Raw genomic sequence first — 16,065 nt, forward strand, 5'->3', positions numbered from 1 at the left:
AGTGCGGTTTGGATTTACCGACGAGCGTCAGACCTGGCCATATTGCTGGCCATGGCGCAGCCAGCGCTCCAGCAAAGGACTGACATGCTGGGGCCAGTGTGCCAGTAAGGCTTGGGCTGCGTCGCGTACGGCGGGCAGCAGATCGGCATCGCGCATCAGATCGGCGACCTTGAACTGCAGCAGACCGGTCTGCCGCGTGCCGAGCATTTCCCCGGGGCCGCGCAGTTCCAGATCCTTTTCCGCGATGATGAAGCCATCGCAGGTTTCACGCATGATTCCCAGCCGTTCGCGACCGATCTGCGAAAGTGGCGGGTGATAGAGCAGTACGCAATGGCTGGCGGCACTACCACGACCGACCCGGCCGCGCAGCTGATGTAGCTGCGCGAGCCCGAGGCGTTCGGGGTTCTCGATGATCATCAGGCTGGCGTTGGGCACGTCGACACCCACCTCGATCACCGTGGTCGCCACCAGCAGCTGCAGCCGCCCTTCCTTGAATTCAGCCATCACCGCGGCTTTCTCGGCCGGCTTCATGCGGCCGTGGATCAGCCCGACGTTGAGCCCGCCGAGCGCTGCCGAGAGATCTTCGAAGGTGGTTTCCGCGGCCTGGCAGGTCAACTCTTCGGACTCCTCGATCAGGGTGCAGACCCAGTAGGCCTGACGGCCTTCGTTGCAAGCCGAGCGCACGCGCTCGATGACTTCCAGGCGGCGGCTATCGGCCACCAGCACGGTGTTCACCGGGGTGCGACCGGGCGGCAATTCGTCGAGGATCGAGGTGTCCAGATCGGCGTAGGCGCTCATCGCCAGCGTCCGCGGGATCGGCGTGGCCGTCATGATCAGCTGGTGCGGGCAGAGCCGGCCGTCGACGCCCTTGCGCCGCAGCGCCAGCCGCTGTTGCACGCCGAAGCGGTGCTGTTCGTCGATGATCACCAGGGCGAGACGCTTGAACTGCACTTCGTCCTGGAACAGCGCGTGGGTGCCGACCACCATCGGGCAGCCCGTGGCAATGCGATCCAGCGCCGCGGTGCGCGCCTTGCCCTTGAGCTTGCCGGCCAGCCAGGCGACCTCGATTCCCAGTGGTTCGAGCCATTTGCAAAAGGTGATGAAATGCTGCTCGGCGAGAATCTCGGTCGGCGCCATCAGCGCCACCTGATAGCCGGCCTCCAGTGCCTGTAGGGCAGCCAATGCGGCGACTACCGTCTTGCCGGCGCCGACATCGCCCTGTACCAGGCGCAGCATCGGTTCGTCCTGGGCGAGGTCATAGGCGATTTCGGCACCCACGCGTTGTTGGGCGCCGGTGGGCTGGAAACCGAGGTTTCGCAGGTAACGCTTAGGCAGCTCAAGCGCCACTGGCAGTGGCGGTGCGTGCTGGGCGCGGCTGCTTTCACGCAGACGCTGCATCGAAAGCTGATGGGTCAGCAGTTCTTCGAAGGCCAGGCGATGCTGGGCCCAGTGACGGCCCTCGGCGAGTTCTTCGAGATCGGCGTCCGGCGGCGGCCGGTGCAGGTAGCGGATGGCTTCGTCCAGGGGCGCCAGCCGATAGTCACGCGCGAGTTCGTCTGGCAGCCAGTCGGGCAGGCTGTGCGGGCCGAGCCGCGCCAGTGCTTGCTGCGTGAGCTGACGGAGACGCTGCTGGGTCAGGCCCTCGGTGGTCGGATAGATGGGTGTAAGCGTCTGCTCCACAGCGACCGCTTCGCTGTCGCTGAGCGCGCGATATTCCGGGTGATAGATTTCCAGGCCCGAGGCGCCGGGACGGGCTTCGCCGTAACAGCGCAGCTGGGTGCCGCGTTTGAAACCTTCCTTCTGAGCCTGGCTGAAATGATAGAAGCGCAGGCTGAGGCTGCCGCTGCCGTCATGCAGGCGCACCAGCAGGCTGCGCCGCCGACCCATGACTACATCGGCACCGGTGACCGTGCCTTCGACCACCGCATCCTGGCCGGGCCGCAACGCACCGATCGGGACGATACGGGTGCGGTCCTGGTAACGCAGCGGCAGGTGGAACAGCAGATCCTGCAAGGTTTCCAGACCGACCTTGGCGAGCTTTTCGGCCAATGCCGCGCCGACGCCCTTGAGTGCGGTGACCGGGACGGCCGCGAGCTCGCTCATGGGTCAGGCGTTCGCGGCCGGCGGCTTGGCGACCGAGCACAGGCGAATGGAGTCGGCCAGTACCTCGATGGCCTTCGGCCGCGGGAAGCTGGCGCGCCAGGCAATCGCCACGGTACGGAACGGCACCGGCGCTGTCATCGGACGGATGTCCAGCACGCCGGGGGAGTAGTGATGGCTGTCGACCGCCGACAACGGCAGGATCGACACGCCGAGGCCGGAGGCGACCATGTGACGGATGGTTTCCAGCGACGAGGACTCCACGGTGGTATGGCTCGGCGCCTCGCCCTTGCGGGCGGTCGGGCAGGCTTCGAGCACCTGATCGCGGAAGCAGTGGCCTTCGCCGAGTAGCAGCAGACTCTTGTCGTTGAGCATCTCGGCGTCGATGGTTTCCTTCTTCGACCATGGGTGGTTGGCCGGCATCAGCACGTAGAAGGGCTCGTCATACAGCGGCAGCGTCAGCACGTCGGCTTCCTGGAATGGCAACGCGATGATGATCGCGTCCAGCTCGCCAGTGCGCAGCTTGTCGCGCAGGATGTGGGTGAAGTTTTCTTCGATGTACAGCGGCATGTCCGGCGCCACGCGATGCAGCTGCGGGATCAGATGCGGGAACATGTAAGGACCGACGGTGTAGATAGCGCCGACCTTGAGCGGCGCCGCCAGCTGATTCTTGCCGGCCTGGGCCAGCTCGCGGATGCTCTGTGCCTGCTCGAGTACCTTCTGCGCCTGAGTGACGATGCCTTCACCGACCGGGGTCAGCCGCACCGCGCTCTTGGTCCGCTCGAAGATCAGCACGCCGAGCTCGTCCTCGAGCTTCTTGACCCCCACCGAAAGCGTGGGCTGGCTGACATGGCACCGTTCGGCGGCGCGGCCAAAATGCTGTTCCTGGGCAAGCGTGACGATGTAGCGCAGTTCGGTCAGTGTCATAGCGAGTTTCCATCAGAGTGCTGGCTAGCATAGCCTTTGCTCGGGTTCGAACCAACTATGCCCGACCCGTTCATCGTTGGCTGATCAGCGGCAAATTTCATGTGGCAGCGGTACACTTCTGCAAGGCGGGCCGATCAAGTGGTCCGCAACGGTTACGGAGCAACCGCCATGGCTATTCGTCCTTCTGTAATGATCGCCGGCTGCGGCGATGTCGGTATCCGCCTCGGATTGCAGCTGAGCCGAGCGGGCTGGACGGTCTATGGCCTGCGCCGCCAGGCAGCCGGCCTGCCGGTGCCGATCCTGCCGGTCAAGGGCGATCTGTCGGCCAGCGCGGTACCGCGCAGCTGGCCCAACGGTACGCTGGACTATCTGGTGTACGCCGCATCGGCCAGCCAGCATGACGAGGCGGGATACCGGGCCGCCTATGTCGACGGCTTGCGTAATGTGCTCGGCTGGCTGCAGCAGCGCGGCCAGCGACCCAAACGGCTGTTCTTTGTCTCCAGCACCGGCGTCTATGCCCAGAGCAGCGGTGAATGGATCGATGAAACCTCTCCCACCGAGCCCGCCGGTTATACCGGCCAGGTCATGCTCGAAGCCGAGCGGCTGGCACTGGATTGTGGCATTCCGGCGACCCGAGTGCGCATGGCCGGGCTTTACGATCCCGCTCGTCCCTGGATGCAGAATCAGGTCCGTGCCGGGCTGCGGGTCGACCGCGAGCCACCGCAGTACAGCAACCGCGTGCACCGTGACGACGCCGCGGCGCTGCTGGCCTGCCTGCTGCAGACCGATCTGAACGGCGGCGACCTGGAAGATTGCTATCTTGGGGTCGATGATGATCCGGCGCCGCTGCACGAAGTCATCGACTGGCTGCGCGAGCGACTCGGGGTCACCCATTGGGCCGAGCAGGCGATGACGCGTCGCGCCGGTAGCAAGCGTTGCAGCAATGCTCGTGCCCGCGCGTTGGGCTGGGTGCCGCAATATTCGAGCTATCGCAACGGCTACGCTTCCATCCGGCCCGGCAAAAACTGATCCACACGGCTGCAGCCGCTACAGCGGCTCGCGCCGCCTACGCACCCCGTCGAGCCGACCCTTTCGCGCGCCGAGCACAAGCGTGCGAAGCGTCGCGTGACGACAGTCCGTCGGTGACTACGCCGTCACGGCCATATTCCGGCAACTCTGCCGCAGCCGCGCTTACTAAAAATCTGATAGCACGCGCGCCGTAGCCTGCCGCATGGCAGCAATCGGGACAGGAGCAGCTGCCGCCCAAGCGGCGATCGATCAGGAAGAACCACCACGGCGGCGTTTCCGAACACCGAACCAGGAGATTTTTCCATGAGAGCTCTTCGCTGGCATGGCAAGCACGACATTCGCTGCGACAACCACGTCCCGGACCCCGCCATCGAGGATCCGCGCGACGCCATCATCAAGGTCAGTTCCTGCGCCATCTGCGGCTCAGACCTGCATCTGTACGACGGCTTCATGCCCGGCATGCAGCACGGCGACATCATGGGCCACGAGTTCATGGGCGAGGTGATGGAGGTTGGCTCGGCGAACAAGAAGCTCAAGGTCGGCGACCGCGTGGTGGTGCCCTTCACCATCGTCTGCGGTGAATGCGACCAGTGCCGGCGCGGCAATTTTTCCGTCTGTGAGCGCACCAACCGCAACAAGGATGTGGCCGACAAGGTCTTCGGTCACACCACCGCCGGGCTCTACGGCTATACCCATCTCACCGGCGGTTACGCGGGCGGCCAGGCCGAATACGTGCGAGTGCCCTACGCTGACGTCGGCCCGGTGGTGATTCCCGACGGGATGACTGACGAGCAGGTGCTGTTCCTTGGTGACATCCTGCCCACCGGCTGGCAGGCGGCCGCCCAATGTGACATTCAGCCCACCGACACCGTAGCCGTCTGGGGCGCCGGCCCGGTCGGCCAGTTCGCCATCCGCAGCGCGGTCATGATGGGCGCCGAGCAGGTCATCTGCATCGACAACGTGCCCGAGCGGCTGTCCATGGCTCGCGCCGGTGGCGCTATCACCATCAACTTCGACGAAGAAAGCGTGCTCGAGCGGCTCAAAGAGCTGACCCGCGGCAAGGGCCCGGAGAAGTGCATCGACTCGGTGGGCATGGAGGCGCACGCGGCGCGTTCGATCGATTCGATGTACGACCGCGCCAAGCAGGCGCTGATGCTCGAGAGCGACCGGCCGCACGTGCTGCGGGAAATGATCTACGTCTGCCGCCCGGCCGGGATCATCTCGATTCCCGGCGTCTACGGCGGGCTGATCGACAAGATCCCGTTCGGTGCCGCGATGAACAAGGGTCTGACCTTCCGCATGGGCCAGACCCACGTCAACCGCTGGACCGACGACCTGCTCAGGCGCATCCAGGAGGGCCAGATCGACCCGAGCTTCGTTATCACCCACAGCGTCAGCCTCGAGCAGGGGCCAGAGATGTACAAGACCTTCCGCGACAAGCATGACGGCTGTATCAAAGTGGTTCTCAAACCCTAAGGGCCGGGCCTCGCGTCTCGCTAGCGGGACGTGGTCGGCTGCTTCTCCAAGCCCCGAGGAGGGACTGATTCATGAGCGTTCCACATCGTGTCACCCATACCAACCATTCCGCCCGCACGCTGGCCCGTGGCCTCGGCTGGTTCAGTATCGGGCTGGGTCTGGCCGAAGTGCTGATGCCCGGCAAGCTGGCACGCTTTCTCGGCGTGCCCGGCAACGAGGGGCTGATCCGTGCCTGTGGTGCGAGAGAAATCGCCAACGGCGTCGGCCTGCTGCTCGCCGACGATCCCAAGCCCTGGATCTACGGCCGCATCGGCGGTGATGCGCTGGATCTAGTCGGTCTGGGCTTGAGCATCGAGAACGGCACCGAGCAGGTCAACGCAGCCATCGCCGCCGGTGCTGTGGCCGGCATCACCGCGCTGGATGTGTCCTGCGCGCGTGGTTTGGCCAGCGAAAGTGAGCCCGTTGTCGAATGGGATTACAGCGACCGCAGCGGTTTTCCCCAGTCGCCGGACGCCATGCGTGGGCGCGTCGAGGCGGAGTTTGCCGCGGCGCGGGCGGAGCCGAATGGGTATAGGCCCTCGACGATGGTGCATTAGGGGGGCAGGGCGCGAAGCGCTGCTGCTGGTCGACGGGTGTTGCGGGCCTGTGTCCGAGTCGCTTGATGGCCTGGTTTCGCCCAGCAGGGCGAAACCAGTGCCCCAGCCAGCTCCGCCATCGGGCCCTGGGCTCGGAAGTCAAAGTCCAAAAGCTTCGCGGTCAAGACCGCTCCCACAAAGCGCAATGTGCAGACGCAGGCGTTTTTGCTTAGTTTTTAGCACTGAAAAAGCAACTCGCCCCGAACAATGCGATAAGCAATTTTTTGCTAAGGTCTGCAGCCCGCCCCCGTACCGCTACCCCTGGCGGTCGTCACCCGATGAGAATCCATGTCCGCCGTCGTCAACGTCGTCCTTCCTGTCTTCGCCCTGATTTTCCTGGGATACCTGTGCCGCCGCACCGGTCGCATGGGTCCGACGGGCGCCTCCGAGCTCAACCGTTTCGTGGTCTGGCTAGGGCTCCCCGCTCTGCTGTTCAGCGTGGTCGCCAATTCAACTTGGGAGCAGCTCTGGCAGCCGGGCTTTATCACGGCGTTCTCGGTGGGCTGTCTTGGCGTGTTCGGCTTCACGCTTGGCTATCGGTTGTTGCAGAAACAACCCTTGGCCGACGCCAGTCTCGATGCGTTGGGCGCTTCCTATGCCAATACCGGCTATATCGGCATTCCGCTGTGCATGCTGGTGCTGGGCGACGAAGCGCTGCAGCCGGCGATGGTGGCGTCGATCATCGTCGTCTGCGTGTTGTTCGCTATCGCACTGGCCTGCGTGGAAACCGGGTTGCATGCCGGCCAGGGTTTCAGCCGCACGCTGGGCAAGGTTAGCGGCGCGCTATTGCGCAACCCCTTGGTGGTGGCGCCGTTGCTCGGAGGCGCATGGGCTGCGAGCGGAATGGATCTGCCGGTGCCCCTGGCGACACTGCTGAAATTGCTCGGTGCGGCGGCGGCGCCGTGCGCGCTGGTGTCGCTGGGACTGTTTCTCGCCCAACCGCAGCCCGGCGGCAAGGTCGCGGGCGTCTGGCCGCTGGTGGCATTGAAACTGGTGGTACAACCGCTGATCACTTGGTATCTGGCGTTCCAGGTTTTCCAACTGCCGACGCTTTGGGCCTACTCGGCGCTGCTGCTGAGCGCGCTGCCCACCGGTACCGGGCCCTACATGCTCGCCGAGTTCTATGGCCGCGAGGCCTCGCGGGTCTCGCGCGTGGTGCTGTATTCCACGTTGGGCTCGCTGCTGACCTTGTCAGCGTGTCTGGTTCTGTTGCCGGCATAGCGTGGAATCGCGAAGCATTTTTCCACTCGGTGACTGGCAAGGCGCCGCACGCCGGCTCAATCAGCCGGCCGAGTCACTTCCAGCACGACCGCGGCGATCCGCTCGCACTCGGTATAGGCGCCATCGAGCAGCTCTTCACCGAACACATCCGGGTCGACTTCCCGGTAGTTCCACTGCAACCCGCGCCCTTCCAGACGTTGGCGGATTTCGTTGAGGAAGGGGTCCTGGCTGCCCGGCATCGCCACGCCGGTATAGAGCAGCAAAGTACCGCGGGGCGCGAGGCGCTCCAGGGCACTATCGAAAATCGCCAGTGACAGGCCCGCGCCCAACGGACCGCCACCGTGACGATAGGCCCGTTCTTTCGGGTCGACCAGATAAGGCGGGTTGGCCAGGATCAGATCGAACTCGCCTTCGACGTCGCTGAGCAGGTCGCTATGCCGAGCCGTCAGGTTGTCAGCCCCGGCCAGCGTCGCGTTGACCTGGGTCAGGCGCAAAGCTTCGGGGTTGATGTCCACCGCCACCACCTCGGCCTGCGGCCGCGCCAGCGCGGTGAGAATGGCACCGGCGCCAGAGCCGCAACCGATGTCCACCGCGCGGCTGATGCTGCCTTTGTGGTTGTTCAGGTGCGCCAGGATGGCGTTGGCGAAACGGTAGGTGTCCGGTCCAAAAAACACCGCGTCCGGCGCATCGGTGGGGTGCGCCGAATGCACGAACAGCTGACCGTCGAGACTCGACAGGCGCACCCGGCTGCGCCAGCGCGAGCCGCAGGGTTCTAGCACGCCGGCCTGGTCCATCAGGCTGAACAGCGCCGGTGGCAGCAGCTCGTGCTGGAACGGCCGGGTCCAGCCGAACACCCCGGTCAGGTCCTTGGCCAGGGCATTCTCGATGCGTTGATTGACCCGCTCGTGGGTCAGCGGGGTAGGGGTGATGAAATGATAGCCGCGCTCACGCAGCGCCTGAGCCAGGTGCAGCAGCGCGCGGTCCCGTGCGTTTTCCAAGATCATGTGATTCCCTGGCGAGGTTTCGCCTTCAGTTGAAAAGTCCGGTGAAAAGTCGGGTGGCCAGCAGCCCGGCAGCACTGTGGTGGCGGGAGGGGGCCAGCAAGGGCAGCAGATGGCGCATGCGCGCCTCGCGCGTTGGCAGCTGCGCCACTTGCTGTTCCAGCAACTGAGCCTCCTGATCGAAGTCGCTGACCGCCTGCCGTTGATCGTGCACCAGCGCAGGCTTGGCCGGCCGCTCGCTGGTGACGCGCCGACGGCCGCCGAACTGACCCTGGCGCTGTGCCAGTGACGGATGCGGTTTGCCTTGGGTCGGAGTCTGCTCCGCCAGCCAGTCGCCGGCGATCCAGTCATGGAGCAATTGCTGTTCATGGGCGCTGAATACGCCGAACATCGGCGCCTGTTCGCCGGTGATCATCTGCCAGAAGCGGCTGTTCTGCGGATCTTCGTGGCGCTTGATCCAACCGCGACGCTGCAGGGTGTCGAGGAACTGCGGAATCCGCTCCGGCTCGGCCAGCCACTGGTTCACCGTGTAGCCATCGAAGCGGCAGTAATCCGAATGCACGAACTGTCCGACGCCGGCCTTCTTTTCCAGCACGCGCCGCACCTCCTGTTCGGGATCGAATCCGCCGATCACCGAGAGCGTGCTGGCGCCCAGGTCGTTGAGGCGATAGCCGTTGACGACCCGGCGATAGAATTCCTGACTGTCGCCAACCTGCGGCCAGGCGGCCAGCAGACCCTGAATGGCCTTCTTCGCATGCCCGTTGTCGGCGTTGTCGACCGTCACGTGCAGGGTGAAATAGTAGGGGTCGATGCCCAGTTCGGTGAGCTCGTAGGAACTGATCAGCAGATGCAGCGGCAGCTGCTCGTAGCCCAGATTGAAGCCGATCACTTCGGGCAGAAACTGTTCGGCGTGCTCGGCCAGCGCCAGTTGAATCGCGCCCTGGACGAAGTTGTCGTCGCCGAGGTTCTGCCAATCGTCGCAGCCCTGGCTGGCGAGCAGCTTGCGATAGAGCACGACATGGTTCTTTTCCGGCAGCCCTTCGCCGAGCTCCTCGAGATAGGTCTGGATCAGCGCCGTGAATCGCGCATCGTCCCAGCGCTGCAGCAGGCCGTAGAGCCAGGCGCCGTCGACCAGTTTGGTCGGTGCCACGCCCTGCAGAAAATGTAGCGCATGGGCCTTGCTGGAGAAGTACCGGCGCGGTGCACCGGCGCGACGATCGTCAAGATAAGTCTGGTACTGGCCGCCGATTTTTGCCGTATGGCTCTCCAGCCATTCGCCCAGCCCCGCCGGGTCTGGTGGCAAGTCGCAGGGCAGGGAGGCCGCGGCATCCAGCTGGGCGTTGAGGTATTGCGCGGCGTTGGCACGGACGCTGTCGTTGTCGGGCGCGTCGAGCAGGGCGAAATAAAGCGTCTTGGACGGCGTCGCCGTTTCGGGGGCAACAGGGATAGCGTCTACGGGCAGGCTTCGAGTCAATTGCATAGCTTCACACGGCGGCAGTTGGGGAAGACCCCAGATGGTTTTTTGGCCGCTGCCCAGCGGGATAAGTTCAGCAAGTCTGCCGAATGGCCGGTCGTCCTGCCGGGCGGTCACGGTGCAACTTCCGGTGCCGATCGTCTTCCTAATTACGGAGGCACCGAGCGTGTCCGACGATCAATCAGACGGAGGTCCCATGAACCCATCCGAACGCGGCAAGGAAAATCCCGATCCTCTCGAAGACCGTAACGAAAAGCGCGGTGATCAGGCGCGCAGTCCGCGCAACGGCGAAGTGGCCGGCGGCGATCGCGACGATGTGCCGGGCGGTGCCTACAACGTCCCGCCGAGCATGGCGGACGAGGTCAGCGAAGAGGACGCATTGAAGCGTCGCAAGCCGCATAACCCCGAGCGCTAGCCGTCTTGCGCGGCGCGGGGTCGCTCGGCCGGCCGGGAAATATTTCCAGCGCGCCTTAATTTCCGGCGCGTTCGGGTCGCCTGCTGCCTTTAAGCACACCGCCGCTGCGGCCGGGACGACGCTCTCGGTCACGGGCTGCGGTCGAACAAAGGACTGCAGAGCCTCGCCATGCGACAACATAGCCGCCTTACCTTCCGCCATCTCAGCCGTATCCAGGTGACCAACCGTCTCAGCGGCGAGCCCATGGGCTATGTCGGCGATCTGTCCATCGCCGGCCTTCGGTTGGTCGCCAGACAGCCGCTGTCCATCGGTGGCTGCTACGAGATGTGCCTGCACGTACCGGATCACGGCGAGCGTTTGCGCGAGGTCGAGGTGGTGGTGATCTGCCAGTGGGTGCGCAAGGACTCGCGTCGCGATTCGTTCGAAATGGGCTTTGCCCTCGACCGGCCCTGTCCGCCATTCGTGCAGATGGTCGCCCAGCTGCTGCCCCGGCGGCGCTGACGAGCGGCCTGCTCAATGCCGGATCGTAACGAACTCTGATTGGCAGCTTCTGTCGCAACTCCTTGCGGCGGCCTCTTTGCTGTGGCCGGTAACCGTGGTCTTCAACCCACCGCACGCGAGAGGAGACGAACATGGCTTCACAATGGATCGATATTCCCGCTCAGGACGGAACCTTCAAGGGCTACCTGTCCCTTCCCCCTACCGGCGCCGGGCCTGGCCTGCTGCTGATTCAAGAAATCTTCGGCGTCAACGCTCATATCCAGGCCGTGGCCGACCAGTACGCCCGCGATGGCTACGTGGTGCTGGCGCCGGACCTGTTCTGGCGCAGTCAACCAGGCATCCAGTTGGGCTACACCGAGCAGGACTGGAAGCGTGCGTTCGAGCTGATGAAGCAACTCGATTTCGACTTGGCCATCGACGACCTGCGGCGCAGCGTCGAAACGCTGCGTCAGTGCGACGAATGCAGCGGCGAAGTGGCGTCGATCGGCTACTGCATGGGCGGCTTGCTGTCGTTTCTCTGTGCCGCGAATGCCGGGGTCGACGCCGCGATCTGCTATTACCCCGGCGGTATTGAAAACCGGCTGGCCCAGGCCGAGAAGATCCGTTGCCCGACGCTGTTCCACTTCGCTGAGAAGGACCATTACATCTCTGCCGATGCGGTAGCCGCGGTGCGTCAGGCGATGGCTGGCAAATCGGCGCAGATCGAAACCTATGCCGGTGTCGATCATGGTTTCAACTGTTGGGAACGGCCGATGTACAACCAGACCGCCGCCGCGCTGGCGCACGGGCGGTCGTTGATGTTTCTGGCCAATACGCTCTAATCACGCCGGTCATCGCTCGGTCGCGCCCGACGCGATCGGGCGAGTGGCTCAACCGAGCGTGCCGAGAATGTTCACCCCGACGCGATCGGGTATCTCGTTCTGCGACAGCACGTGCAGGCCCGGGCTGAAGACCCGTGCGTAGCGCGAAAGCAGTGGACGCAGCTGCGGCATCACGGTGAGGATCGGCGGGTGGCCATCCTTGCGCAGCTTCTCCTTCACCACCGGCATGCTGTTCTGCAGCTGGTTGAGCAGGCTCGGCTCCACCGGAATGTTGTCCAGGCTCACCTGGCCGGCCTGCTGGGCGATGGCCAGGGCATTGAGCAGCGTGTTTTCCAGCGCGTTTTCCAGCACGAACACCGCCAGTTCGCGGCGATCACCGGCGATCATCGAAACGATGCTGCGGCGCAGCGCGTAGCGCACGTCGGCAGCCAGCAGCACTGGGTCCTTGGTGGTTTCGCTGCATTCGAGCAGGGTACTGGCGATGGTCTCGATGTCGCGCAGTGGCACCTCTTCCTGCAACAACTGGCGGTAGACGCGCATCTGCTGGGTATAGGTCAGTGCCGCCTTGAGGCTTTCAGCGAGCTTCGGTGCCTGTAGGGTCAGGCGCTGCATGAGGTGCTCGACATCGTCATGCTTGAACAGGTCCGGCAGATGCTCGCGCACCACCTTGTTCAGGTGCGTGGCGACCACGCTGGCGCAGTCGATCACCTGATAGCCGAGATTCAGCGCGCGTGATTTGTCCGATGGCTGAATCCACACCACCTGCATGCGGTAGGCCGGGTCGGTGCCGAGGATGCCGTCGATCTCGCCGTACAGTTCCGGCGAGGGGATCGCCATCAGGCGGTCGGCATGCAACTCGGCGCCGTCGATCTTCTCGCCGTTGATGTAGATGTCGTATTGCGAGGCTTTGAGCCGCAAGCTGTCACGGATCTGCACTTCCGGCAGCAGAAAGCCTAGATGCTCGGACAGGGTTTGGCGCACACCGCGCACCCGCGCCGGCAATGGCGCCCCGGAGGCTTCGTTGACCAGCCCGACCAGCTTGTAGCCCAGCGAAATGGACAGCCGCTCGACCAGCGGGATGTCTTCCCAGGCTAGCGATTGGGCCTTTTCCTTGTCCATCGCCTGCCCGATGGCCTGGATTTCCTTGAGATCGGCGCCAGCGGCCGGTGGCTCATGCAGTGATACCCGCCAGCCGATGAAGCCAATCAGCGCGGCGAAGCCGATGAATGCCAGGTGCGGCATGCCCGGTACCAGGCCGAGCACGAAGAGGATGCCAGCCACGGTGTACAGCGAAGCCGGGTTGGCCAGCAGCTGGCGCTGAACCTGGCTGGTGATGTCGCTGGATTCGTTGATCCGCGTGACGATGATCGCCGCCGCGGTGGACAGCAGCAGCGCCGGAATCTGCGCGACCAGGCCGTCACCGATGGTGAGCAGGGCGTACTGCTTGAAGGCTTCGCCGGCTGCCAGGTCGTGGACGAACACGCCGATGGCAAAGCCGCCGAAGAGGTTGATCAAGAGGATCAGGATGCCGGCGATGGCGTCGCCGCGAACGAACTTCGAGGCGCCGTCCATCGCGCCGTAGAAGTCGGCTTCCTTGGCCACTTCCTGGCGCCGTGCCTTGGCTTCTTCGTTGTTCACCAGGCCCGCGTTGAGGTCAGCGTCGATGGCCATCTGCTTGCCGGGCAGGGCGTCCAGGGTGAAGCGCGCGGTTACTTCCGAGATCCGCTCACCGCCCTTGGTGATCACGATGAAGTTGATGATCATCAGGATGATGAACACCACCAGGCCGACGATGAAGTTGCCGCCGATCACCACCTCACCGAAGGCTTCGATCACCTTGCCCGCGGCGCCCGTGCCAGTATGACCTTCGAGCAGCACCACCCGTGTGGAGGCGACGTTGAGCGTCAGGCGCATTAGCGTGGTGATCAGGATTACCGTCGGGAACAGTGAGAAATCCAGCGGACTTTTCGACGACACGCTGACCAGCAACACCAGAATCGACATGGCGATGTTGAAGGTGAACAGCACGTCCAGCAGCTGCGGCGGCAGCGGCAGAATGATCATCGCCAGAATCGACAGGATGATCAGCGGGATCCCAATCCTTCCGCTGCTGAAGGTCGGCGTCAGTTTCTGAATCAGGCTCATGCTCGGGCTCGGTTGAACAGTTCTTCGGGAATGTGGATGTCGCTGGCCAGCTTCGGCTTGCTCCGCCGGCCCTGTTTCCAGGCCTTGAGCTGGAGAATGTAGGTCAGCACATGGGCGACCGCGGTGTAGAGCGGCGCCGGAATCTGCTGGTTGACCTGGGTACTGAAGTAGATGGCCCGCGCCAGCGGCGGCAGCTCGACCACTTCCAGCCCGTTGGCCTGCGCCAGCTTGCGGATGTACAGCGCGGTTTCATCCACACCGCGCGCGATGACGAAGGGTGTTTCGGCCTTCTTCGGGTCGTACTTGAGCGCCACGGCGTAGTGGGTCGGGTTGACGATCACCACATCGGCATCCTTGATCACCCGGCTGATCTGCCGTTGGGCCAGCTGGCGCTGCAGCTGCTTGATCCGCGCCTTCACTTCCGGCCGGCCTTCCTGGTTCTTGTGCTCTTCCTTGCGCTCCTGCTTGGTCATGCGCATCTTTTTCAGAAAGAAGAAGCGCTGCAGCGGGATATCGATGAACGAGAACAGCACGAACACCAGCAGCAGCGAAATCGCCAGATCGAAGGTCAGCGAAAAGGCACTGCTGATGGCATTGGTGATGTCGCTGCGCTGCAGGGCGATCAGCTTGGGCGCGGCGTAGTACAGCTGGCCGGCGGCGATGCCCAGCAGCGCGGTGATCTTGAGCAGCGACTTGAGCAGCTCGGTCCAGTTCTGCGCACCCACCATCCGTCCCAGGCCGGTAATGGGGTTGAGCTTGCTGAATTTGGGTGCGAAGTTTTTTGAGGCGAAGACCCAGCCACCCGGCACCAGGGCGAAGGCGATGACCAGAATCGGCGTGATCAGCAGCGGCAGCAACACGCTGATGAACACCAGCAGGTTGTGGGTGAGGATCAGCTGCAGATCATCGACGGTGATTTCGCTCTTGTGAAAGTCGATGTACGAGTAGCTGAACGTCTGCTGCAGGCCATCGAAAAAGAAGCCGAAGCTGAATTTGAGTACCAGCAACGTGGCCAGCAGCGAGACGGTGGTAGCGACGTCCTTGGAGCGGGTGACTTGGCCATCGTCGCGACTCTTCTTGAGTTTCTGCTCGGAGGCCTCTTCGGTTTTTTCCTGGCTGCTGTTCTGCTCAGACATTGCGGCCGCTCCGCAGAATCTCGCCGATGTTGCCCAGCAGCTCGCGGGTCAGGTGCAGGTAGGCTTCCGACAGGTTGGGGAGCGTTAGGAAGATCAATACCAATCCGGCGATGATCGCCATGGGAAAGCCCAGGGAAAACAGGTTCATCGCCGGCGAGATGCGGTTGAGCAGGCCGAAGCAGAACTGAACCAGGGTCATGCAGAAGACGATCGGCAGGGCGATCAGCAACGCGGCGGAAATCACCCAGCTCAGCGATAGGGCGATGGTCTGCAGGCCGTCGAAGTGAATGCCGCTGCCGACCGGCCAGAAAATGAAGCTCTGGTAGATGATGGTGACGATCACCAGGTGGCCGTCAGTGGCGAAGAACAGCAGCGCCAGCAGGATGAAATACAGCTGATAGATGATCGACGCCGACGACACTCCGTTCATGGGGTCGTTGAACACCGCCATGGACAGACCCAGCTGGGTCGAGACGATATCGCCGATCAGGGTGAACACGGTGAACACCAGCATCAGCGCCACGCCCAGCAGCAGGCCCATGGCGATCTGCTCCAAAGCGGTGAGAATGCCCTTCATGGATAGCGGGTCGATGGGCGCCGTGGCTGGAAGCGCGGCGGTGAGCACCACGGTCAGGGCAATCGCCAGCAGCACGCGAACCCGCACGCTGAGAGACTTGTGGCTGAACATCGGCGCCAGGCTGAACACGGCCATGATCCGGCAGAACGGCCACCAGTAGCCCAGCAACGATTGCAGGTATTGACCGACCTGCATGATGGGTTCGTTGCCCACGGCTAACCGACCAGCCGCCCGGCTTGGGTGAAGGTTTCGATGAATAGATCGCTGAAGGTGCGCAGAATCCAGTGGCCGGCGAACACCAGCATGCCGAGGGTGATCAGCAGGCGTGGCAGGAAGCTCAGCATTTGTTCGTTGATCTGGGTGGCCGCCTGGAAAATGCTGATCAGCAGGCCGCCGAGCAGGCTCGGCACCACCAGCACGCAGACCACCAGGACGATGACGTGGATGGCGTTGGAGATGATGTTGACGGCGGTGTCGGGGGTTAGCATGGGAGCACCTTCGCTTTTCGTGGGAGCGGCCTTAGCCGCCAAGCTTTTAGGCTCTGGGTTCGTGTGGTTACAGCCGTTGGCCGGGTTGGCTGAGGCAGTGGTTTCGCCCTGCTGGGCGA

The 16,065-nt window shown here is 63.7% G+C and carries 15 protein-coding genes; 7 read left to right on the forward strand and 8 right to left on the reverse strand.

The genetic code is table 11. From position 1 onward, the window contains the following. Nucleotides 1–27: 27 nt before the first annotated feature. Both recG and UF78_RS00755 read right to left on the reverse strand, forming a co-directional pair. On the reverse strand, nucleotides 28–2,103 hold the full coding sequence (recG, locus tag UF78_RS00750; RefSeq protein WP_045160103.1) for an ATP-dependent DNA helicase RecG: 2,076 nt from the start codon (nucleotides 2,101–2,103) through the stop codon (nucleotides 28–30). A gap of 3 nt (nucleotides 2,104–2,106) precedes the next feature. Next, nucleotides 2,107–3,027, reverse strand: a complete 921-nt coding sequence (locus UF78_RS00755) for a hydrogen peroxide-inducible genes activator (protein ID WP_045160104.1) — start codon at nucleotides 3,025–3,027, stop codon at nucleotides 2,107–2,109. A 168-nt stretch (nucleotides 3,028–3,195) separates the two neighbouring features. Between UF78_RS00755 and UF78_RS00760 the strand changes: the two genes are divergently transcribed. The 4 genes from UF78_RS00760 (at nucleotide 3,196) to UF78_RS00775 (ending at nucleotide 7,388) form a co-directional block, all read left to right on the forward strand. After that, complete coding sequence (locus tag UF78_RS00760) at nucleotides 3,196–4,056, forward strand: oxidoreductase (protein ID WP_045160105.1); 861 nt, start codon at nucleotides 3,196–3,198, stop codon at nucleotides 4,054–4,056. Nucleotides 4,057–4,359: 303 nt separating this feature from the next. Beyond that, nucleotides 4,360–5,532 (forward strand): zinc-dependent alcohol dehydrogenase, encoded by a 1,173-nt coding sequence (locus UF78_RS00765; RefSeq protein ID WP_045160106.1) that lies wholly within the window; start codon nucleotides 4,360–4,362, stop codon nucleotides 5,530–5,532. 71 nt (nucleotides 5,533–5,603) lie between these two features. After that, on the forward strand, nucleotides 5,604–6,128 hold the full coding sequence (locus tag UF78_RS00770; protein WP_045160107.1) for a hypothetical protein: 525 nt from the start codon (nucleotides 5,604–5,606) through the stop codon (nucleotides 6,126–6,128). A gap of 327 nt (nucleotides 6,129–6,455) precedes the next feature. Continuing rightward, nucleotides 6,456–7,388 (forward strand): AEC family transporter, encoded by a 933-nt coding sequence (locus UF78_RS00775; protein ID WP_045160108.1) that lies wholly within the window; start codon nucleotides 6,456–6,458, stop codon nucleotides 7,386–7,388. Between the two features lie 56 nt (nucleotides 7,389–7,444). On the opposite strand, the gene UF78_RS00780 is transcribed toward UF78_RS00775, so the two are convergent. Next, the gene (locus UF78_RS00780) at nucleotides 7,445–8,392 is read right to left on the reverse strand and encodes a methyltransferase (RefSeq protein WP_045160109.1); all 948 of its coding nucleotides are present in this window, start codon (nucleotides 8,390–8,392) and stop codon (nucleotides 7,445–7,447) included. 25 nt (nucleotides 8,393–8,417) lie between these two features. Continuing rightward, nucleotides 8,418–9,869, reverse strand: a complete 1,452-nt coding sequence (locus UF78_RS00785) for an iron-containing redox enzyme family protein (RefSeq protein ID WP_045160122.1) — start codon at nucleotides 9,867–9,869, stop codon at nucleotides 8,418–8,420. Between the two features lie 190 nt (nucleotides 9,870–10,059). Between UF78_RS00785 and UF78_RS00790 the strand changes: the two genes are divergently transcribed. The 3 genes from UF78_RS00790 to UF78_RS00800 all read left to right on the forward strand — a co-directional run bounded on the left by UF78_RS00790 (nucleotide 10,060) and on the right by UF78_RS00800 (nucleotide 11,600). Beyond that, nucleotides 10,060–10,278, forward strand: coding sequence for a hypothetical protein (locus UF78_RS00790; protein WP_045160110.1), 219 nt, complete (start codon nucleotides 10,060–10,062; stop codon nucleotides 10,276–10,278). 168 nt (nucleotides 10,279–10,446) lie between these two features. After that, nucleotides 10,447–10,779 carry a PilZ domain-containing protein gene (locus tag UF78_RS00795; protein WP_045160111.1) on the forward strand — a complete coding sequence of 111 codons (333 nt, stop codon included), beginning with the start codon at nucleotides 10,447–10,449 and terminating at the stop codon, nucleotides 10,777–10,779. Nucleotides 10,780–10,910: 131 nt separating this feature from the next. Beyond that, the gene (locus UF78_RS00800; RefSeq protein WP_045160112.1) at nucleotides 10,911–11,600 is read left to right on the forward strand and encodes a dienelactone hydrolase family protein; all 690 of its coding nucleotides are present in this window, start codon (nucleotides 10,911–10,913) and stop codon (nucleotides 11,598–11,600) included. A gap of 48 nt (nucleotides 11,601–11,648) precedes the next feature. On the opposite strand, the gene flhA is transcribed toward UF78_RS00800, so the two are convergent. The 4 genes from flhA to UF78_RS00820 are packed head-to-tail and all read right to left on the reverse strand — an operon-like array spanning nucleotide 11,649 to nucleotide 15,946. Further along, the gene (gene flhA, locus UF78_RS00805; RefSeq protein ID WP_045160113.1) at nucleotides 11,649–13,745 is read right to left on the reverse strand and encodes a flagellar biosynthesis protein FlhA; all 2,097 of its coding nucleotides are present in this window, start codon (nucleotides 13,743–13,745) and stop codon (nucleotides 11,649–11,651) included. Then, nucleotides 13,742–14,881 (reverse strand): flagellar biosynthesis protein FlhB, encoded by a 1,140-nt coding sequence (flhB, locus tag UF78_RS00810; protein WP_045160114.1) that lies wholly within the window; start codon nucleotides 14,879–14,881, stop codon nucleotides 13,742–13,744. Before flhB ends, flhA begins: the two co-directional genes overlap by 4 nt. Next, nucleotides 14,874–15,653 carry a flagellar biosynthetic protein FliR gene (fliR, locus tag UF78_RS00815; RefSeq protein ID WP_045160115.1) on the reverse strand — a complete coding sequence of 260 codons (780 nt, stop codon included), beginning with the start codon at nucleotides 15,651–15,653 and terminating at the stop codon, nucleotides 14,874–14,876. The genes flhB and fliR overlap by 8 nt, the downstream gene beginning before the upstream one ends. 20 nt (nucleotides 15,654–15,673) lie before the next feature. Further along, a complete protein-coding gene (locus tag UF78_RS00820) occupies nucleotides 15,674–15,946 on the reverse strand; it encodes a flagellar biosynthetic protein FliQ (protein ID WP_045160116.1) in 273 nt (90 codons plus the stop codon). Nucleotides 15,947–16,065: the final 119 nt, after the last annotated feature.

Source organism: Stutzerimonas stutzeri (assembly GCF_000952685.1).
Classification (GTDB): domain Bacteria; phylum Pseudomonadota; class Gammaproteobacteria; order Pseudomonadales; family Pseudomonadaceae; genus Stutzerimonas; species Stutzerimonas stutzeri_E.